This window comes from Mesorhizobium sp. WSM4828, assembly GCF_055811175.1.
Genome location: NZ_JBVVQK010000012.1, coordinates 1 through 17,178, shown reverse-complemented (window position 1 = coordinate 17,178; position 17,178 = coordinate 1). Strand labels below are relative to the sequence as shown.

The following is a 17,178-nucleotide window of genomic DNA, read 5'->3' as shown; positions in this document are numbered from 1 at the left end:
TGTGAGCGGCAAGGACGAGGCCGAGCTTTCACGGCTGCTGCGGGCCGCGATCGCCGGAGACGAAAGGGCCTATGCCGACTTTCTGCACCGGATCGCCGCGCTCGTTCGTGGCTTTGCCCGGCGTAAGATCGTGCAGGGCGGGGTGGATCCCGAGGATGTCGTGCAGGAAACCTTGCTGGCCATTCATGTGAAACGACACACCTGGCGCCGTGATGCGCCGGTGCTGCCTTGGGTCTATGCAATAGCCCGTTTCAAGCTGATCGATGCGTTCCGGCGGCGCGGCCGGCGGATCGAGGTCGAGATCGACGAAATCGCCGAGACCTTTGCCGAGCCGGAATCAGAGACGGTGAGCGAGCGCGACGTCAACCGGGCGCTCGACAGCCTCTCGCCGGCACAACGTTCCGTCGTCGCTGCCGTATCGGTCGAAGGCCGGTCAATCGGTGAGACCGCAGCCAAATTCGGCATCAGCGAGACGGCTGTGCGGGTGTCACTGCACCGCGGGCTTGCCGCCATTGCCAAACGGTTCAGGGCGGGGCGGGAATAACATGAGGACCGAAGATCTCATCAAGGCGCTCGACGCCGATGCCCGCAGCGAGGCGCTGCCGCTGGGCGCCGCCTGGTGGCTTGCCGCCGGCGCGGCCATCGTGATCGCGGCCGCGGTTTTCTGGCTGACGATCGGCCCGCGCCCCGACATTGCGATCGCCATGCACACGATGCGGTTCCTGTCCAAATTCGTCTTCACGATCGCTCTTGCCGCCAGCGCCTTTGCCCTGGTGCGTGCGCTGTCGATGCCCGGTGCATCGACCGGCCGGGTGGCGAGCTGGATGGTCGCCGCGCCGCTGCTGGTGATTGTGGCCGTGATTCTCGAACTCTTCGCCGTGCCTGCGTCCGACTGGGGCACGCGCCTGGTCGGGACGAACATGGTCATCTGCCTGACCTTCATTCCGTTGATCGGCATCGGCCCGCTTGCCGTCTTTCTCGCGGTGCTGCGCCAAGGCGCGCCGACAAGGCCGGTGCTTGCCGGTGCGGCGGCAGGCCTGCTTGCCGGCGGGCTCGCGGCGACCTTCTATGCGGCGCATTGCTTCGACGATTCGCCGCTTTTTGTCGGCACCTGGTATACGATCGCGATCGCCGGCCTTGCCGTGCTCGGGGCGCTCGGCGGACGACTTTTCGTGCGCTGGTAGTGACGGCGATCAGCGCGTCGGAACGGGATGCTCGCCGCGATAGTCGTAGAAGCCGCGCCCGGTCTTGCGGCCGAGCCAACCGGCCTCGACATATTTGACCAGCAGCGGGCAGGGGCGGTATTTCGAATCCGACAGCCCGTCATGCAGCACCTGCATGATCGACAGGCAGGTATCGAGCCCGATGAAATCGGCAAGCTGTAGCGGCCCCATCGGATGGTTGGCGCCGAGCTTCATAGCGGTATCAATGGCATCGACCGAGCCGACACCTTCATAGAGCGTGTAGATCGCCTCGTTGATCATCGGCAGCAGGATGCGGTTGACGATAAAGGCCGGGAAATCCTCCGAGACGGTGATCGTCTTGTCGAGCTGCTTCACATAGGTTTTTGCCGCCTCGAAGGTCTGGTCCTCGGTGGCGATGCCGCGCACCAGTTCGACCAATTTCATCACCGGAACCGGATTCATGAAATGTATGCCGATGAAGCGTTCAGGGCGGTCGGTCTGCGAAGCCAGCCGCGTGATCGAGATCGATGACGTGTTCGTCGCCAGGATAGCCTCGGGGTTGAGCTGCGGGCAGAGCTGGGCATAGATCTTGCGCTTGACCGTCTCGTCCTCTGTCGCTGCTTCGATCACCAGATCGGCGCCAGCAAGGTCGGCCATGGCCGGTGCCGCCGAAATGCGCGCCATCGCCTCATTGCGCAGCTTTTCCTCGAGTTTGCCGGAGCCGACCTGACGGGCCATGTTGCCGCTGACGGTAGCGATGCCCTTTTCGATGCGGTCGGGCGAAACATCGTAAACCAGCACCTTATAGCCCGCCAGCGCCGACACGTGGGCGATGCCGCCACCCATCTGGCCCGCGCCGATGATGCCGATCGTCTCGATCTTGCTCATTACCGATCCCGTCGAGGCCTTTGCGGCCCGTTTTTTGTGCAGTGCAAACTAAAAGGGCGGGGCGACTTCGTCTACCCCACCCCTCAGAATTTAATACGCTTTGGCAGAAGGCGTCAAAGCGCCTTTTGCAGTTCCGGCAGAATGACGAAGAGATCGCCGACGAGACCGTAGTCGGCGACCTGGAAGATCGGCGCTTCCTCATCCTTGTTGATGGCAACGATCACCTTCGAATCCTTCATGCCGGCAAGGTGCTGGATGGCACCGGAGATGCCGACGGCAATATAAAGGTCGGGCGCTACCACCTTGCCGGTCTGGCCGACCTGCCAGTCGTTCGGCGCATAGCCGGCATCGACGGCGGCGCGAGATGCGCCAACCGCCGCACCGAGCTTGTCGGCGACCGGCAGGATGACCTCCTGGAACTTCTCGGAGGAGCCCAGCGCACGCCCGCCCGAGATGATGATCCTAGCCGAGGTCAGCTCTGGACGGTCGGTCTCGGAGAGCTTGTTCTCGACAAAGCTCGACAGGCCGGGATTGGCCGCCGCCTGGACCGTCTCGACCGGTGCGGAACCGCCCTCGGGTGCTGCCTGGAAGGAAGCAGTGCGCACCGTGATCACCTTCTTGGCGTCACTCGACTGCACCGTCTGGATGGCGTTGCCGGCATAGATCGGCCGCTTGAAGGTGTCGGGCGACACGACTTCGATGATTTCCGATATCTGGGCGACATCGAGCAGCGCCGCAACGCGGGGCGCGATGTTCTTGCCCGACGAGGTCGCCGGCGCGATGATCGTCTCGTATGGCTCAGCAAGCGAAACGACGAGTGCCGCCAGCGGTTCGGCGAGACGCTCGGTCAGTTCGTCGGCTTCGGCGAGCAGCACCTTGGTGACGCCCTTGAGCTTGGCGGCGGCGTCCGCTGCCGGCTTGGCACCTTTGCCGGCAACCAGCACATGCACGTCCGAACCGATCTGCAGCGCCGCCGAAAGCGCCTTGGCGGTCTGGTCGGAAAGCGCAGCGTTGTCGTGTTCGGCAATCAGAAGAATAGCCATTGATGGTTTCCTGACTTTCGTCTTCGAGGCGCCTGAAATCCGGTCAGGCCGAGTCGAAAACGGTTGGTTTCGAGAACCGGAGCGGAGCGTACTTCAGTACGTGAGCACCGGAAGCGGAGAAACCGGCCGTTTGCAGGCCGGCCTCATCGGATTTCCTTACAGAACGCCGGCTTCGTTTTTTAGCTTGTCTACCAGTTCGGCGACACTCTTGACCTTGACGCCCGCCTTGCGGCCGCCCGGCTCCTCGGTCTTGATTACTTTAAGCCGCGGCTTGACGTCGGCGGCGTAGTCGGCAGGGCTCTTCTCGTCGAGCGGCTTCTTCTTGGCCTTCATGATGTTGGGCAGCGACGCGTAGCGTGGCTGGTTCAGTCGCAAATCGGCCGTGACGATCGCCGGCATCTTCAGTTCCAGCGTCTGCAGGCCGCCATCGACCTCGCGCGTCACCGTGGCCTTGTCACCTTCGAGCACGATCTTGGAGGCGAAGGTGCCCTGCGCCCAGCCGAGAAGTGCGGCCAGCATCTGGCCGGTCTGGTTGGAATCGTCGTCGATCGCCTGCTTGCCGAGAATGACCAGGCCGGGCTGTTCCGCCTCGACGACGCCCTTCAGCACCTTGGCGACGCCGAGAGGCTCAGTCTGCTCGTCGGTCTTGACCAGGATGGCGCGGTCGGCACCCATGGCGAGCGCCGTGCGCAAGGTCTCCTGTGCCTGCTGCGGCCCGATCGACACGACGATGATCTCTTCGGCCTTGCCAGCTTCCTTCAGCCGGATCGCCTCTTCCACCGCGATCTCGTCGAACGGGTTCATCGCCATCTTGACGTTGGCGAGTTCCACCGCCGAACCGTCCGCCTTCACCCGGACCTTGACGTTCGCATCCACAACCCGCTTCACGGGCACAAGGATCTTCATTTGCCTGTCACCTCTTTCACGATAGTCTCTTCACGCTCGTCGGGCGCGCTATAGCAGCGTGCACCTCTTCAGAGTTGTCGAAAGCCGACATTCCGGACGGAATTCTGGTCTTCGCCACGCCACTAGGGTGGCGCTTCCGTAGTTGCGGCGACCCCGCGCGTCAATATCCGGGCGCACTCGGATCCTCGGCGAAGCACTCAAATCGGTTCAGTCCGGACCGGAAACGCTTCCCCGGCCCCAGCGCGGCGCCGGCTGCGCAGGTTGTGGTTCGCTTGGCGCCGGCTCTGCGGCAGCAGGCACCTGGCCGGCGACCACCACAGCCTCTTCATCCGCAGCGGCGAGCAACGGTACGCCGCGGCTGCGCAAGATAAGCACCAGCACGGCTCCGGCGATGATGCCGCCGATATGGCAGGCCCAGGAAACCTGGTCCTCGCCACCCTGCGCGAACATGAAGATTTGGAACAGGATCCACAGGATGAGCGGGATGAAGGCCGGGATGCGCAACGGGATGCGGGCGAAGACCAGCACCCATACCTTCACCCGCGGATAAAGGATCAGATAGGCGGCGACCACACCGGCGATGGCGCCCGACGCGCCGATCAGCGGCACTTGCGAATCCCAGGCCACCAGACCCTGGAAGAAAGCGCCGGCGATGGCGCAAAGCAGGTAGAAGACGAGATAGCGGACATGGCCGAGTGCATCCTCGACATTGTCGCCGAACACCCACAGGAACAGCATGTTGCCGCCGAGGTGGAAGATATCCGCGTGCAGGAAGGAATAGGTCAGATAGCTCAGGCTCTCCGGAATGACGACAAATTGCGGAGCGAGCTCGACGCTGTCATGCACAACAGACGGGATGAAGCCGAGGCCCAGTACCGCGGCGTTGGCGAAGTCCTCCCCGCCAAGCGTTGTGACAAAGTAGATCAACACGTTTAGCGCGATCAGGCTGATCGTCACATATTGCAGCTTGATGTGCCGCAGCCGGTTGGTGTCGTAAAGCGGGATGAACATCGGGCCTCTCCCGCTTCCGGCGGATTCAGCGGTTCTTGCCGGGAACCCATAGCACGTCGGCATTTCCATTGTCATTGACCGCGCGTGCGGCGACGAACAGAAAGTCCGAGACACGGTTGATGTATCTTATCGCCTCGCGGTTGACGTGCTCGTCTGGAGCTTGCGACAGTGCCACCATGATGCGCTCGGCGCGGCGGGCCACCGTGCGGGCGAGGTGAAGGGCAGCCGCTGCCGGCGTACCGCCGTTGAGCACGAAAGATTTGAGCGGCTCAAGGTCCTTGTTGAGGAGGTCGATGTCCTGTTCGACGCGGTCGGTCTGCGAGGCGATGATGCGCAGCGGCTCGTAGTCGAGCGGCTTGCCATTGTCGGGGACTGCCAGATCGGCGCCGAGGTCGAAAAGATCGTTCTGGATGCGGCCAAGCATCGCATCGATCGCCGGATTTACTGCCGCTGTATGGACGCGGGCCATGCCGATGCAGGCATTGGCCTCGTCGACGGTGCCGTAGGCGTCGATGCGAAGGTCGGATTTCAGCCGCCGCTCACCAGAGCCGAGGCCGGTGGTGCCATCGTCGCCAGTGCGGGTGTAGATCTTGTTGAGCTTGACCACGGGTTACCTCCCGGCTGGTGGCTGCTGCGTCACTTACGGGTGAAATACACCGCCAGCATGATCAGCACCAAGGCCACGAACTGCAAGAGCACGCGCGTCTGCATCAGCTTGTTGGAGGTCATGCTGGAGCCGCCGCGCATCATGTTGATGAGGCCGCGGATCAGCACGATCACCACGGCGACCATGACGAGAACGGCGAGGATGTTGAAGACGGTTGCCATGGTGTGTTCCAGGTTGGATTGCGTTCAGGCGCGTTTGGCGAGCAGACGATAGAGTACCGATGACGGCAGGATGCGTTTAAGGATCGCGCCGATCCTGGCCGGCACCGTTACCACATAATGCGGGCGCGGGCGCCGCGACAGAAGCGCATGGCGCAAGGCGGCATAAACCACCTCCGGCCCGGGCTTCAGCCGCGACGTGCTGCCGCCGGCCCGCAGCCGTTTGAGTTGCGCCGCATAGGCGACGCGATGAACCGAATTCTCGTGATCGATATTCGCCAGGAACCATGCGAGGCTGTTGCTGGCGATCTTCGATTTCACCGGCCCCGGCTCGATCAGCGAAACATTGATGCCGCTGCCGAGGAGTTCTTGATAGAGCGACAGCATCAGCCCTTCGATAGCGTGCTTCGATGCCGAGTAGGCGCCGCGGAAAGGCACCGGCGCAAGGCCGAGGATCGATGAGCAATGAACGAGACGGCCATGGCCCTGGCGGCGCATCACCGGTACGACGCGGCGAGTTAGATCATGCCAGCCAAAGACATTGGCCTCGAACTGCTGCCGCAACGCCTCGACCGGCAGGTCCTCGACGGCGCCGGGCTGTCCATAGGCGCCGTTGTTGAAGAGCGCATCGAGCCGACCGCCGGTCCGTTCCAGCACCGACGCCAGCACCGCCTCGATCGATCCGGGCTCGGTGTAGTCCAGATAAAAGGCCTCGATGCCGTCGGCCTCGAGCGCGGCGATATCCTCGGGCTTTCGGGCCGTTGCGAACACCCGCCAGCCTTCCTTCTTAAGAGCATGGGCGCAATAGGCGCCTATACCGGAAGAGGCACCTGTGACAATGATGGTGCGCAACTCTTCTCCGGAAGGAATGGTGGTTTGACCTAGGGTTGTCATTTACCGCAAACCCTTCCCATATTCGCGGCGTCGGGACAATCGAAGGGAACGCGGTTCTTGTTGCGGAAGATCGTAGCCCTCAAACGCGTCCTCTACGACGCGCTCGGCCATTTCAACACCGACGACGGCTGGGCAATGGCCAGCCATCTGGCAATCACCGCGCTGATGGCGCTTTTTCCTTTCCTGATCTTTGCCACGACGCTGGCGAGTTTTTTCGGCGCGCAGGCTTTCGCCGACACCGCCGTGCACCTTGTGTTCGACACATGGCCCGAGCAGATCGCCAAACCGATCGCGCGCGAAGTGCTCAACGTGCTTACCGTCCGGCGCAGCGACCTGTTGACCTACGGTATCGTGCTTGCCGGATACTTCGCCTCGAACGGCATCGAGGCGCTGCGCACCTCGCTCAACCGGGCCTATCGTGTCTCGGAAACGCGCGGCATCATCTACCGGCGGGTGCAGAGCATCATCTTCGTGCTGATCGCGACGGCCGGGTTTTTGGCGATCAGCGTGCTGCTGGTCTTCGCGCCATTGCTGGCACGGCTGGCCGAGTCGCATTTCGAATGGATAAAACCCTATATGGGCACGATCACGCTGTGGCGTTACGTCATCGCCTCGGTCGTCATCATCGGCGGTCTGTTCGCCGTGCATTTCTGGCTGCCGGCCGGCAAGCGCCGCTTGGTTTCGATCGTGCCGGGCATCATCTTCACGCTGGTAGGCTGGCTCATCGGGTCGACCATCTTCGCCGCCTATCTCGATCATTTCTCGTCCTATGTGACGACCTATGCCGGCCTCGCCTCGATCATGATCGCGGTCGTATTCCTGTATATCGTCTCGGCGATCTTCATCCTCGGTGGCGAGCTCAACGCCGCGATCAGCCGCTATTTAGAGGCACGTGCGAGAGTCGGCGGCTGAGCCGTCGCCAGCCCGACGCCGAGCGTCGCGATCGCCATGCCGGCGATCTGGAGCGGGCTCAATTGCTCACCGAACAATGCCCAGGCGATGACCGCGGTGACGGCCGGCACGAGGTAAAACAGCGAGGCGACCTTCGACATCTCGCCGTCGCGGATCATCACCATCAACAGGAAGATGGCGCCGATCGACAGCACCAGCACGAGCCAGGCCATGGCGAAGATCAGTTCGCCGTTGACGATCACCGTTCGGGTCTCGAAGGCGAGCGAGGCCAAGGCCATCACCGATGCGCCGCCGACATATTGCCAGAACGTGGCAGCCACCAGATCTCCGCCGGAGGCGAAACGCTTCTGCCAGATCGTACCGGCGCTCATGCCGAGTACGGAGACCAGCGAGGCGCCCAGTGTTTCGGCCGTCACGCCGCCGCCGAGCGCGCCGAGCTTCGGCCAGAGCACGATCACCACGCCGATCAACCCGAGGCCGAGACCGGTCCAGTGGCGCGGCAGGATGGCCTCGCCCAGAAGCCGGCCGGCGAGCACTGCCGTGATCAGCGGCTGCAGGCCGACGATCAAGGCTGAAAGCCCGGCGGGCATGCCCCTGTGGATTGCCCAGAACACGCCGCCGAGATAGATGCCATGCATCAGGATGCCGGCACCGGTCGCGTGCAGCGCCTCGTCGCGGGTAGCGCGGCTCGAACCAAGTGCGGCCATCAAAGCGACAAGCAGGATTGCAGCCAGGACAAAGCGCGCGGCCAGGAAAGTAAAAGGCTCCGCCCACGGCATGGCATAGCGCGCGCCGATGAAGCCGGTCGCCCACAGGACGACAAAAGTGGCGGGGACGAACCGCTTGAGGCTGTGCATTTCCGGAGGCCGCGGTGAATTCGGATGAGGGATCGACTGTCGCGACTGCTTAATGCGGTTCGGAGCGGCAGGCAAAACCAAACGGTTGATCCATAGAATTATTGGAATTGAAGGAGCGCCGTTGATGGCCGTCAGCTCACCGGTCCAGTCTAGAGACCGACCAGCCGTTTGACATCGGCCGGCGATGCGCCCGCCTTACGCTGGGCGGCAAGGCCGGTATCACCAAAACTCTTCGACAGCTTTCGTCCGTCCGGGCCGAGGATCAGGCGATGGTGAAAATAGGCCGGCTGCGGCAGGCCAAGCAGTTGCTGAAGCAGCCGCTGCACGCTGGTCGCGGAATAAAGGTCCTGGCCGCGCACGACATGGCTGACCCCCTGCAGCGCGTCGTCCATGATGACGGCGAGATGATAGCTGGTCGGGATTTCGCGGCGCGCCACGATCACGTCGCCCCAATCCTGCGGACGGGCTTCGACACGACGCGTCGCGGAGAGCGTCTCGTCCGTGTATTCGGCCCATGACAGGTCCTTGCCGGCGCGCGCCATTGCAGCATCAACGTCCAGCCGCCAGGCAAATGGTACATTTTCGGCGATGCGCCGCTTGCGTTCGCTCGCCGTCAACGCCTTGTCGGCGGCGGGATAGAGCGGCACGCCGTCCGGGTCGCGCGGCCAGTCGCGACCGCGCTTTTCGCTGTCGGCGATGAAGGCGCGGATCTCACTTCTGCTCATGAAGGCCGGGTAGACAAGCCCTTCCTTGATCAACCGCTCGAGCATAGCCCGATATTCGGCAAAGTGCTCGGACTGGCGGCGCACCGGTTCTTCCCAGCCAAGCCCCAGCCATTTCAGGTCGCGAAAAATGCCCGCCTCGAATTCCGGCGTGCAGCGCGTCGTGTCGATATCCTCGATGCGCAGCAGCAGGCGTCCACCCGCCGCCTTTGCCAATTTCTGATTGAGCAGGGCCGAATAGGCATGGCCGAGATGCAGTTCGCCGTTCGGGCTCGGCGCGAAGCGGAATGTCAGCAGTGTCATTGTCCGGCGGCAATCGGGTTGTGCGGCGCTTTCGCCAATTGCTACTTTGCGCCGGTGGCGTCGTGCGTCCAGAGGGACACGTGACGAAGCGTGCGGCACTTTTGATTTTGGAACAAGCAGACATGCAACGCATCGCCAGTCTTGACGACATTGCGCAAGGGCTGGATAGGCTATGCTTACTCGACCCACGCCTGGAACAAGTGCGCGGCATGGCCGGCGAAGTGCCGCTCAGGTTGTCGGAGCCGGGATTCAGGAGCCTTGCCTCGATCGTTGTTTCGCAACAAGTGTCCCGCGCGAGCGCCAATGCCATCTTCGGCCGGCTGACGAAACTGCTCGATCCGCTGACGCCGCAGGCGATCCTTGCCGCCGACGAGGCGATCTTTCGCGAGGCCGGGCTGTCGCGGCCCAAGCAGAGCGGTCTGATTGCCGTCGCCCGGGCGGTGGCCGACGGGCTCGACCTCGATCACCTCTGCCGGCTCGATGCAAGCGAGGCGATCGCGGCCATGACCAAGGTGCCGGGCATCGGCTCGTGGACGGCTGAAGTCTACCTTTTGTTTGCCGCCGGACACCCGGATATCTTTCCGGCGCGCGACGTTGCTTTGCAGAGCGCGGTCGGCCATGCACTCGGCATCGACCCGCGTCCGCCGGAGAAAATGCTGATCCGGCTTGCCGAATCATGGAGCCCGTGGCGCGGTGTCGCATCGCGGCTTTTCTGGGCTTATTATCGCGAATTGAAGGGCAGGGATGCCGCGCCTCCGGCCTGAATCCGCAAAAAAGCATTGAAATCATGCGTTTTTGAGACCCGGCATGATCGACAATCCGCTTCACATCCCTGTCATGTCGGGCTTACAGTATCCGCGTCGACCGGTTCTAGGGTGAAGGAGGTCAACGACGTGACGGTTGCCGTATCTCCGGATGGGCTTCCAGCGCTGGTGCTGAATGCGGATTACCGTCCGCTCAGCTATTACCCCCTGTCGCTCTGGTCCTGGCAGGATGCCATCAAGGCGGTGTTCCTCGAGAGGGTGAACATCGTCGCCGAATACGAACACGCCGTCTCTTCACCGACCTTTTCGATGAAGCTGCCGAGCGTCGTCAGCCTGAAGGCTTACGTGAAGCCGTCGAGGCATCCGGCGTTTACCCGTTTCAACGTCTTCCTGCGTGACCGTTTCCAGTGCCAATATTGCGGCACGCCGGACGATCTGACGTTCGACCATGTCATTCCTCGCCATCGCGGCGGCGCCACGACCTGGGAGAATGTCGTCGCTGCCTGCTCGCCCTGCAATCTGAGGAAGGGCGGCATGATGCCGGCCCACGCCAAGATGTGGCCGCTGCAGAAGCCCTACCAGCCGACGGTGCATGATTTGCATAATAACGGCCGGCTGTTCCCGCCCAACCATCTGCACGAAAGCTGGATGGATTATCTCTACTGGGATGTCGAACTGGAGCCGTAGGGCCGGCTTCAACATCGGGGCTGTTTGGCCGACGCATGTACAAGATCACGATCGAGTGCCTCGACGTCGCGCCGCGGTCAGGTGCGCAAGCTGCCATCGAGATAGAGCAAGAGTTTCGCACTTATCGGACTTGGCACGAGCGGCCTAGCTGCACCTATGCCGATGGGAAACTTTTGCTAATCGCACGAAATAACTTTGACGCCCACGGAAAGGCCCTGCTCGACGAATTCTGGGACTGTCTGGCCGCGTATCTCGGTGAGCACGGAGCGATGCACATCCTTAGCGTCGAGCAGGTCTGAGCAGCCCTAATCTGTTTGCTCAATCGCGGGCGAAGGCGCTGCGGAAGGCTACGACTGCCAGGACAAAGCTGGCGATGGCGTTCCAGCCGGCCAAGGATAGGCCGAGGATGCGGAGCGCCGCCTTGTCGCAGGAGGGCGGGACGAATTTGTCGAGCGCGTCGAGCACGCCCTTGCCGCCGGTGTCCACCGGCCCGGCGGCTGCGGTGCAATCGGTCGGGCCCGGCCACCACGCCCATTCGACGCCGGAGTGATAAACGCCGAGATAGACGCCGTAGAGCATCAGCAGGCCGCCAATGGCCAGCAGGCCACGGCTTATCCAGGCTGGCGCCTTGAGGGCCGACGCAAGCACCGCCAGCAGCATCAAGGGCACGCCGACGTAGTAAGGCGTGCGCTGCTCGAGGCAGAGCTTGCAGGGGATGTAGCCGCCGAGATACTGGAAAGCCAGCGCCGAGCCGACCGTGGCGGCCATGGCGACAGCGAGAAACAGGGCGGTGCGCAGCCGCTGGCGTCCGGTATCGGGATTCACGGTCGCTGTCATCGGACTCAGTCCATTCGGTTCGATGCCGTTCAGACGGCGTATTTGACGACGATATAGAGCAAAATCAGGGCAGCGGCGGCGGCGCCGGCAATCTGGCCAAGGCGCTTTTCGATGAAGTGGCGGATCGGCTCGCCATAGCGGCGTAACAGCCACGCGAGAAACAGGAAGCGGGCTCCGCGGGCAACAATTGCCAGCACGATGAAAAGCAGCAAAGGAACGCCGATGACGCCGGACAGGATCGTCACCACCTTGATCGGCGGCAGATGGGCGAGGCCGGAGGTGACCAGCATCAGGATGATGAAGCCGACACCCGACGAGACGCGCATCGCCTCGAACTCGTTATATTTGCCATAAAATTCGAGGATCGGCCGCGCCACCGCATCATAGGCATAATGGCCGATGAACCAGCCGGCGATGCCGCCCAGCACCGAGGCGACGGTCGCGACCAGCGCGTAACGATAGGCGCGATCCGGCCGCGACAGCGCCATCGGCAGATAGAGCACGTCGGCCGGCACCAGGAACACTGAGCTCTCGACGAAGGCGATGAAGGCCAGCCACCATTCGGCGGATTTGCTCGCCGCCAGCGACAAGGTCCAGTCGTAAAGTCCGCGAAGCATCGGCACTCCTAATGCACGCCCAAACCAGTAGCGGTCTTGGGATCACGACATGGCACAAACAAGACTTGGAAGCGCCCCGCATCAACCTCGTCGGACAAAGTGCGCTTCAATGACATGCGCCGCCTGTCTAGAAAGATTTTCCGCGCTGCACAATGGCAGCTGCTTCACGAAATCGAAAGGCTGCGCTTGGGCGAGACCGGATCTCGGGAATTGGCCAGTTGACGAACAGGCCTCCAACCGTATAGTCCGCGCCCATCCAGGCCGCACGGCCTGAGCCCCTATGGCGGAATTGGTAGACGCGCTCGACTCAAAAAGTGGTTTGTCTACCATGCGACGGAGTGTCGCAAAACCAAAAACCAATAAGAAAATCAAAGCGTTAATGAATCGGACCTTTATTCCTCAAAGCCTCACAAAGCCGTCCAGGTGCAGAATAGGAGCCGCGTCCGCAACTGCCCGCGGCGCCAATGGCGTATAAATGGCGTTCATCACAAAGCTGAGGCACGACGCGATATTGACCCCCGCCGGTTTGCGGCGCTTCTACGCCATGATTTGAGGGACGTCTGCCACGCGCCGAAGTCGGCCGTTCGGGGCGACTTGATCACCGTCTGGAAGCCGACCTTCCCGAGAGCCTCGGATCGACGCGCTTGCGCCAACAGCCGACATGGAGCCGCACCACAAAGCAAGTCGATCCAGCCTGGAACCTTGAAACCGGCTGCACACGGCGCGGGGTGATTTCTCGTTATGGAGGCAGCGTCTAGCGGCCTTCGCTCCGCCACAGCACGTAGCCTGCGACAATGAAAATAACGATGGCGAAGATGCGGTTGAGCGTGTCCCTGCCGGCGGAAAGCCGAGTGGCGACAGTCATGCCGATCATGCCCCCAAGGATACCGCCGCCAATGAACTCGGCCGCGAGCAGCCAGTCGATCAGCCCGGAGGCGGCGTAGTTGATGGCAGTTGCGAGGCCGAAGGCGGAGACCGCGAGCAGAGAGGAGCCGACCGCGTTGATCATCGGCATCCCCGTGGCGGCCAATAGGGCGGGCACGATCAGGAACCCGCCGCCAATGCCGAAAAATCCGGACGCACCACCCGCGAGGATCGCAGCGAACGCCGTCAGCAGGCACATACGTCGATCCACGGGCCGAGCCGTTGCGGCTACGGTCTTGCGTGATTTGAGCATCAGGACGCCGATCACGATCATCAGCAGGGCGAACAGGACGAGCAGGTGCTGACCGTCCATAGCCTTCCCGAAGCTGGAGCCGGCGAGTGCGCCCACCGCACCGACAGCGGCAAAGACGATCGCGCAGCGCCACCAGATGTGCCCTTTCAGCGCATGCCCGGCGAAGTTGGCAATCGCGTTGGCCGAAACGGCAAGTGCGCTGGTGCCGATTGCGATGTGAGGGCTGGAAACGCCAACGACATAGAGCAGGAGCGGTGCGGCAAGAATCGAGCCGCCACCACCCAGTAGGCCGAGCATCAAGCCAACGATACCGCCCGAGCCGACGGCGCTCACCATGGCGCCGGTCACGGCCGCACCGGCTTGAAGAACCGGTCGTGAAATATCATGCCGGCGACCATTGCCAGCGCGAAGAGCCAGGTTTGCCAGAGGCCAAGCGACAGCAAGGCGACAGCGGGGCCGGGGCACAGGCCGCCGAGCCCCCAGCCCAGGCCGAAAAGCGCCGAGCCGACGATCAGCCGCGCATCGATGCTTGTCGACACCGGGAAATGGAACGTCGGGTCGAGTATCGGCCGCGGCATGCGCCGCCCCACGCGGACTCCGACGAAGGCCACCGCGACGGCGCCGCCAAGCACGAAGGCCAGGCTCGAGTCCCACGCGCCAAAGACGTCGAGAAAGCCTTGCACGCGTTTCGGGTCGAGCATGCCCGACAGCGACAGGCCGAAGCCAAAGACCAGACCGGCGCTGACGGAAACGATGATTTGCGAGTTACGAACGGTCATGGTGCGGCGCACTTCAGTAGAGCGACGGCGAGCACGCCGGCCGCGAGGAACGTGACGACGGCGGCGAAAGAGCGCCGCGACAACCGGGCAAGACCGAGGACGCCGTGGCCCGAGGTGCAGCCCGAACCCATGCGCGTGCCGAAACCCACCAGCAAGCCCGCGACGACGATCAGTGGCCACGACCCGGTGACGGTGACCGCCGGCATATGCCCGAATAGTGCGAGGAACAACACCGGTCCGAGGGCGAGGCCTACGACGAAGGCGCCGTTCGTCAGGATGTTAGCTCCCTGCGCCAGACGTCCGACAATGCCACTTATGCCGGCGACGCGCCCATTCAGGACAAGCAGCAAGACCGCAGAGAGGCCGATGATCATGCCACCGATCAGCGACGCCCAGTAACCGCTCACGACGTGCCCCGGGGTTCGCAGAAGATACCATAGAGAGCCTCGATGAGCTGCGCCGCCTTGTCCGCCGTAAGGCGGTAGAAAATCTGCTTGCCTTCGCGTCGCGTCTCGACAATCCCAGCCTCGCGCAAAACGGTGAGTTGCTGAGAGAGCGTCGGCTGGTGGATATCGAGCTTTTCCTCGAGCGCGCCGACCGAGTATTCGCCCTCGGCAAGCGTGCAGGCGAGCAGCAGCCGGACCGGATGGGCGAGCGTCTTTAGCAATCCCGCGACTTCGCCGGCGCGGACCTCCATGGCGGCAAGGCTCATGCCTTTCGTTTTCAAATCGTCCATCGCAGTCACGATGCCGCTCCCTGGAGCGCGTCGAGCGGAAATTTGAGATAGCGCCGGCCGTTGTCTTCCGGTTCTGGAAGGCGGCCGCCGCGCAGATTTACCTGCAGTGCGTGGAGGATCAGCTTGGGCATGGGCAGCAAGCGATCGCGCGCCTCGCGCAGTTTGACGAAGGCAGCCTCGTCCATCCCGGCGACATGCGGGTTGGCGCGCTTCTGTTCACCGACCGTGCTCTCCCAGCGTGGCGTCCGGCCTTCCGGCTGGTAGTCGTGGCCCGTGAAAAGGCGCGTCTCGTCCGGCAGCGCGAGGATATTCTGAATGGATCGCCACAGAATCTGGGCATCGCCGCCAGGGAAGTCGGCCCGCGCTGTGCCGCTGTCTGGCATGAAGAGGGTGTCGTGAACGAAGGCGGCGTCGCCGATAACGTAAGTCACAGAGGCAAGGGTGTGTCCTGCCGACAACATCACATGGGCGTCGATGGAACCGACCTTGAACCGATCGCCATCCGCGAACAGCCGATCCCACTGTGAACCGTCCTGTGCGGAAGGCCGGTTGTAGATGCCGTGCCAAAGCTTTTGGATATCGGCGACACGCGCACCAATGGCGGTTGGCGCGCCGGTCTTCTCCTTGAGGTAGTGCGCCGCGGAGAAGTGGTCGGCGTGCGGATGGGTGTCGAGGATCCATTCGACCGACAGTCCCTCGTCGTCGACATAGGCGAGGATGGCGTCGGCGCTCCTGGTTCCAGTCGCGCCGGACTTCTCATCGAAGTCGAGCACCGGATCGATGATGGCGCATCTCTTCGTCGCCGGATCAGCAACCACATACTGGATTGAATAGGTGCGCGGGTCGAAGAAGCCTTTTACGCGCGGACGCTCGCGGGCAGTTTTTTCCAGCCATTTGACCGCGCCGAAAAGGTCGAAGCCGTGGCTCTTTCCGAAGGATACGACATCGTCGACCTCCATCCGCCCATCGAGCACTTCCCCCAGCACGTAGAGCGTCAGTGCCCGTGCGCCGCTTTTGCAATGCGCAATGACTGGCCCTGCCGAAGCAGCCAGAGCGGATCGGAACGCGTCAATATCGGCCCGCGTGATCGTCGCGCCGGTGACTGGAACGAAGCTATAGCGAAGGCCGGCATAGCGCGCTGCTCGCTGCTCGGCAACGTTTCCAGGCTGGCCAGCCTCCTTCCCGTCGGGTCGTGCATTGATGAGCGCATGAAAGCCTTCGCCGGCCAAATGCTTGAAATCGGCAACGTTCGGCTGACTTGCAACCGAGAACGTGTCAGTGATGGCAATGGAGCGCATGCGGGCATCCTTCCTCATATCAATATACATTTACACATAATGTATAATGATGGCTCTGGCAAGGACTTCCGTACGGCCTGCGTCGAGGGTCGTATCATTGAACCCAATAGCCGCGGTCACACGTTTCGAATGTCTGGGAGAGTCAACAGCTCCAATTTCGCCGAAGGCCCGCTATCGGCCGAAAAACAAATGGCTGCAGAGAGTCCGCTTGGGTTTTCGATCGCGGCGATCCAAGGCGCCGAGGGCGGTCTGACAGCCCCGGACGGTGCAGCGCTCATCGGCCCTGACATCGTAGCCGCCCTGTCTCACCGCCACGTATCCCGTAACCATCAGATGCTTGGCAAGGGTGAAGTCGTCCAGGCAGCAGCCGACGAGATGAAGGACCGCTACCTGCTATTGCTCCAACTTGGGCCGGATATGGCGCTCAACTGGACCGTCGGAGAGATGGGGCCGCTTCAATATTGGATTACGCCTGAGGATCTTGCGGCCAAGCGATTCCAGAACGCAATTCTGACAATCGAAGCCTACTGACTGATGTTCGGCCCAAGACCGTCGGCAATGCGCCCAATGTCGGCCGGCGAAGTCGCCTTTGCCAGCGCCTGAAAGCCGACATCGCCAGCGGCCACGGTGGAGGTCGTGGTTGCGCCAATTACGGTCGTTTCGGTTATGGCGAACAAGGTCGCATGTATATCCCGCAAGCAGACTTTCGGCCTTTACGGCGTTTGGGAGTTCACTTGA

24 protein-coding genes are annotated in these 17,178 nt (G+C 62.6%); 7 read left to right on the top strand and 17 right to left on the bottom strand.

Going from position 1 to position 17,178, the window contains the following annotated elements:
- The first annotated feature begins 1 nt into the window (after position 1).
- Positions 2–544 (top strand): sigma-70 family RNA polymerase sigma factor, encoded by a 543-nt coding sequence (locus tag AC0L2X_RS15605; RefSeq protein WP_352567368.1) that lies wholly within the window; start codon positions 2–4, stop codon positions 542–544.
- Between the two features lies 1 nt (position 545).
- The gene (locus tag AC0L2X_RS15600; RefSeq protein ID WP_473599961.1) at positions 546–1,184 is read left to right on the top strand and encodes an NrsF family protein; all 639 of its coding nucleotides are present in this window, start codon (positions 546–548) and stop codon (positions 1,182–1,184) included.
- 9 nt (positions 1,185–1,193) lie between these two features.
- Here the strand turns inward: AC0L2X_RS15600 and AC0L2X_RS15595 are convergent, their stop codons facing one another.
- The 7 genes from AC0L2X_RS15595 to AC0L2X_RS15565 all read right to left on the bottom strand — a co-directional run bounded on the left by AC0L2X_RS15595 (position 1,194) and on the right by AC0L2X_RS15565 (position 6,751).
- Positions 1,194–2,072 carry a 3-hydroxybutyryl-CoA dehydrogenase gene (locus AC0L2X_RS15595; protein WP_473599960.1) on the bottom strand — a complete coding sequence of 293 codons (879 nt, stop codon included), beginning with the start codon at positions 2,070–2,072 and terminating at the stop codon, positions 1,194–1,196.
- 113 nt (positions 2,073–2,185) lie between these two features.
- A complete protein-coding gene (locus tag AC0L2X_RS15590) occupies positions 2,186–3,115 on the bottom strand; it encodes an electron transfer flavoprotein subunit alpha/FixB family protein (protein ID WP_473599959.1) in 930 nt (309 codons plus the stop codon).
- A 156-nt stretch (positions 3,116–3,271) separates the two neighbouring features.
- Positions 3,272–4,021, bottom strand: coding sequence for an electron transfer flavoprotein subunit beta/FixA family protein (locus AC0L2X_RS15585; RefSeq protein WP_473599958.1), 750 nt, complete (start codon positions 4,019–4,021; stop codon positions 3,272–3,274).
- Positions 4,022–4,228: 207 nt separating this feature from the next.
- Positions 4,229–5,032, bottom strand: coding sequence for a rhomboid family intramembrane serine protease (locus AC0L2X_RS15580; RefSeq protein WP_473555215.1), 804 nt, complete (start codon positions 5,030–5,032; stop codon positions 4,229–4,231).
- Positions 5,033–5,057: 25 nt separating this feature from the next.
- Positions 5,058–5,639: a cob(I)yrinic acid a,c-diamide adenosyltransferase gene (locus AC0L2X_RS15575; protein WP_473555217.1), complete on the bottom strand. Its 582-nt coding sequence runs from the start codon at positions 5,637–5,639 to the stop codon at positions 5,058–5,060.
- A gap of 29 nt (positions 5,640–5,668) precedes the next feature.
- A complete protein-coding gene (locus AC0L2X_RS15570) occupies positions 5,669–5,860 on the bottom strand; it encodes a twin transmembrane helix small protein (RefSeq protein WP_023677950.1) in 192 nt (63 codons plus the stop codon).
- Positions 5,861–5,884: 24 nt separating this feature from the next.
- A complete protein-coding gene (locus AC0L2X_RS15565) occupies positions 5,885–6,751 on the bottom strand; it encodes an SDR family oxidoreductase (RefSeq protein WP_473555220.1) in 867 nt (288 codons plus the stop codon).
- A gap of 57 nt (positions 6,752–6,808) precedes the next feature.
- Here AC0L2X_RS15565 and AC0L2X_RS15560 point away from each other — a divergent pair, with 57 nt between their 5' ends.
- The gene (locus AC0L2X_RS15560; RefSeq protein ID WP_031212039.1) at positions 6,809–7,663 is read left to right on the top strand and encodes a YihY/virulence factor BrkB family protein; all 855 of its coding nucleotides are present in this window, start codon (positions 6,809–6,811) and stop codon (positions 7,661–7,663) included.
- Here AC0L2X_RS15560 and AC0L2X_RS15555 read toward each other — a convergent pair.
- A complete protein-coding gene (locus AC0L2X_RS15555) occupies positions 7,630–8,520 on the bottom strand; it encodes a DMT family transporter (protein ID WP_473555222.1) in 891 nt (296 codons plus the stop codon). The two genes, AC0L2X_RS15560 and AC0L2X_RS15555, sit on opposite strands and share 34 nt — an antisense overlap.
- A 149-nt stretch (positions 8,521–8,669) precedes the next feature.
- Entirely contained in the window at positions 8,670–9,545 is an 876-nt protein-coding gene (gene gluQRS / locus AC0L2X_RS15550) for a tRNA glutamyl-Q(34) synthetase GluQRS (RefSeq protein ID WP_473599957.1), read from the bottom strand.
- Between the two features lie 122 nt (positions 9,546–9,667).
- On the opposite strand from gluQRS, the gene AC0L2X_RS15545 reads away from it, so the two are divergent.
- The 3 genes from AC0L2X_RS15545 to AC0L2X_RS15535 all read left to right on the top strand — a co-directional run bounded on the left by AC0L2X_RS15545 (position 9,668) and on the right by AC0L2X_RS15535 (position 11,295).
- On the top strand, positions 9,668–10,309 hold the full coding sequence (locus AC0L2X_RS15545; RefSeq protein WP_473599956.1) for a DNA-3-methyladenine glycosylase family protein: 642 nt from the start codon (positions 9,668–9,670) through the stop codon (positions 10,307–10,309).
- A 129-nt stretch (positions 10,310–10,438) separates the two neighbouring features.
- The gene (locus tag AC0L2X_RS15540) at positions 10,439–10,996 is read left to right on the top strand and encodes an HNH endonuclease (RefSeq protein ID WP_023677956.1); all 558 of its coding nucleotides are present in this window, start codon (positions 10,439–10,441) and stop codon (positions 10,994–10,996) included.
- A gap of 35 nt (positions 10,997–11,031) precedes the next feature.
- Positions 11,032–11,295 (top strand): hypothetical protein, encoded by a 264-nt coding sequence (locus AC0L2X_RS15535; protein WP_473599955.1) that lies wholly within the window; start codon positions 11,032–11,034, stop codon positions 11,293–11,295.
- 19 nt (positions 11,296–11,314) lie between these two features.
- On the opposite strand, the gene AC0L2X_RS15530 is transcribed toward AC0L2X_RS15535, so the two are convergent.
- The 7 genes from AC0L2X_RS15530 to blh all read right to left on the bottom strand — a co-directional run bounded on the left by AC0L2X_RS15530 (position 11,315) and on the right by blh (position 16,440).
- The gene (locus AC0L2X_RS15530; RefSeq protein WP_473599954.1) at positions 11,315–11,833 is read right to left on the bottom strand and encodes a disulfide bond formation protein B; all 519 of its coding nucleotides are present in this window, start codon (positions 11,831–11,833) and stop codon (positions 11,315–11,317) included.
- 29 nt (positions 11,834–11,862) lie between these two features.
- On the bottom strand, positions 11,863–12,450 hold the full coding sequence (locus AC0L2X_RS15525) for a YqaA family protein (RefSeq protein WP_473599953.1): 588 nt from the start codon (positions 12,448–12,450) through the stop codon (positions 11,863–11,865).
- Between the two features lie 754 nt (positions 12,451–13,204).
- Positions 13,205–13,963, bottom strand: coding sequence for a sulfite exporter TauE/SafE family protein (locus tag AC0L2X_RS15520; RefSeq protein ID WP_473600042.1), 759 nt, complete (start codon positions 13,961–13,963; stop codon positions 13,205–13,207).
- An 8-nt stretch (positions 13,964–13,971) separates the two neighbouring features.
- On the bottom strand, positions 13,972–14,406 hold the full coding sequence (locus AC0L2X_RS15515) for a DUF6691 family protein (protein ID WP_473599952.1): 435 nt from the start codon (positions 14,404–14,406) through the stop codon (positions 13,972–13,974).
- Positions 14,403–14,813, bottom strand: coding sequence for a YeeE/YedE family protein (locus AC0L2X_RS15510; protein ID WP_473599951.1), 411 nt, complete (start codon positions 14,811–14,813; stop codon positions 14,403–14,405). Before AC0L2X_RS15510 ends, AC0L2X_RS15515 begins: the two co-directional genes overlap by 4 nt.
- Positions 14,810–15,142 (bottom strand): sulfite-sensing transcriptional repressor BigR, encoded by a 333-nt coding sequence (bigR, locus tag AC0L2X_RS15505; protein ID WP_473600041.1) that lies wholly within the window; start codon positions 15,140–15,142, stop codon positions 14,810–14,812. Before bigR ends, AC0L2X_RS15510 begins: the two co-directional genes overlap by 4 nt.
- A gap of 5 nt (positions 15,143–15,147) precedes the next feature.
- On the bottom strand, positions 15,148–16,440 hold the full coding sequence (gene blh, locus AC0L2X_RS15500) for a bifunctional sulfur transferase/dioxygenase Blh (RefSeq protein WP_473599950.1): 1,293 nt from the start codon (positions 16,438–16,440) through the stop codon (positions 15,148–15,150).
- On the opposite strand from blh, the gene AC0L2X_RS15495 reads away from it, so the two are divergent.
- A complete protein-coding gene (locus tag AC0L2X_RS15495) occupies positions 16,351–16,971 on the top strand; it encodes a DUF1963 domain-containing protein (RefSeq protein WP_473599949.1) in 621 nt (206 codons plus the stop codon). The two genes, blh and AC0L2X_RS15495, sit on opposite strands and share 90 nt — an antisense overlap.
- Here the strand turns inward: AC0L2X_RS15495 and AC0L2X_RS15490 are convergent.
- Positions 16,965–17,117, bottom strand: a complete 153-nt coding sequence (locus tag AC0L2X_RS15490; protein ID WP_473599948.1) for a hypothetical protein — start codon at positions 17,115–17,117, stop codon at positions 16,965–16,967. The genes AC0L2X_RS15495 and AC0L2X_RS15490 overlap by 7 nt on opposite strands.
- Positions 17,118–17,178 lie beyond the last annotated feature (61 nt).

What these genes read in the sequence shown, in the direction of transcription:
- AC0L2X_RS15600 (WP_473599961.1), top strand. Translation starts at nt 546, where the DNA reads ATGAGGACCGAAGATCTCATCAAGGCGCTCGACGCCGATGCCCGCAGC.
- AC0L2X_RS15595 (WP_473599960.1), bottom strand. Translation starts at nt 2,072, where the DNA reads ATGAGCAAGATCGAGACGATCGGCATCATCGGCGCGGGCCAGATGGGT.
- AC0L2X_RS15590 (WP_473599959.1), bottom strand. Translation starts at nt 3,115, where the DNA reads ATGGCTATTCTTCTGATTGCCGAACACGACAACGCTGCGCTTTCCGAC.
- AC0L2X_RS15585 (WP_473599958.1), bottom strand. Translation starts at nt 4,021, where the DNA reads ATGAAGATCCTTGTGCCCGTGAAGCGGGTTGTGGATGCGAACGTCAAG.
- AC0L2X_RS15580 (WP_473555215.1), bottom strand. Translation starts at nt 5,032, where the DNA reads ATGTTCATCCCGCTTTACGACACCAACCGGCTGCGGCACATCAAGCTG.
- AC0L2X_RS15570 (WP_023677950.1), bottom strand. Translation starts at nt 5,860, where the DNA reads ATGGCAACCGTCTTCAACATCCTCGCCGTTCTCGTCATGGTCGCCGTG.
- AC0L2X_RS15565 (WP_473555220.1), bottom strand. Translation starts at nt 6,751, where the DNA reads ATGACAACCCTAGGTCAAACCACCATTCCTTCCGGAGAAGAGTTGCGC.
- AC0L2X_RS15555 (WP_473555222.1), bottom strand. Translation starts at nt 8,520, where the DNA reads ATGCACAGCCTCAAGCGGTTCGTCCCCGCCACTTTTGTCGTCCTGTGG.
- gluQRS (WP_473599957.1), bottom strand. Translation starts at nt 9,545, where the DNA reads ATGACACTGCTGACATTCCGCTTCGCGCCGAGCCCGAACGGCGAACTG.
- AC0L2X_RS15545 (WP_473599956.1), top strand. Translation starts at nt 9,668, where the DNA reads ATGCAACGCATCGCCAGTCTTGACGACATTGCGCAAGGGCTGGATAGG.
- AC0L2X_RS15535 (WP_473599955.1), top strand. Translation starts at nt 11,032, where the DNA reads ATGTACAAGATCACGATCGAGTGCCTCGACGTCGCGCCGCGGTCAGGT.
- AC0L2X_RS15530 (WP_473599954.1), bottom strand. Translation starts at nt 11,833, where the DNA reads ATGACAGCGACCGTGAATCCCGATACCGGACGCCAGCGGCTGCGCACC.
- AC0L2X_RS15525 (WP_473599953.1), bottom strand. Translation starts at nt 12,450, where the DNA reads ATGCTTCGCGGACTTTACGACTGGACCTTGTCGCTGGCGGCGAGCAAA.
- AC0L2X_RS15520 (WP_473600042.1), bottom strand. Translation starts at nt 13,963, where the DNA reads ATGGTGAGCGCCGTCGGCTCGGGCGGTATCGTTGGCTTGATGCTCGGC.
- AC0L2X_RS15515 (WP_473599952.1), bottom strand. Translation starts at nt 14,406, where the DNA reads ATGACCGTTCGTAACTCGCAAATCATCGTTTCCGTCAGCGCCGGTCTG.
- bigR (WP_473600041.1), bottom strand. Translation starts at nt 15,142, where the DNA reads ATGGACGATTTGAAAACGAAAGGCATGAGCCTTGCCGCCATGGAGGTC.
- AC0L2X_RS15495 (WP_473599949.1), top strand. Translation starts at nt 16,351, where the DNA reads ATGAAAGCCTTCGCCGGCCAAATGCTTGAAATCGGCAACGTTCGGCTG.
- blh (WP_473599950.1), bottom strand. Translation starts at nt 16,440, where the DNA reads ATGCGCTCCATTGCCATCACTGACACGTTCTCGGTTGCAAGTCAGCCG.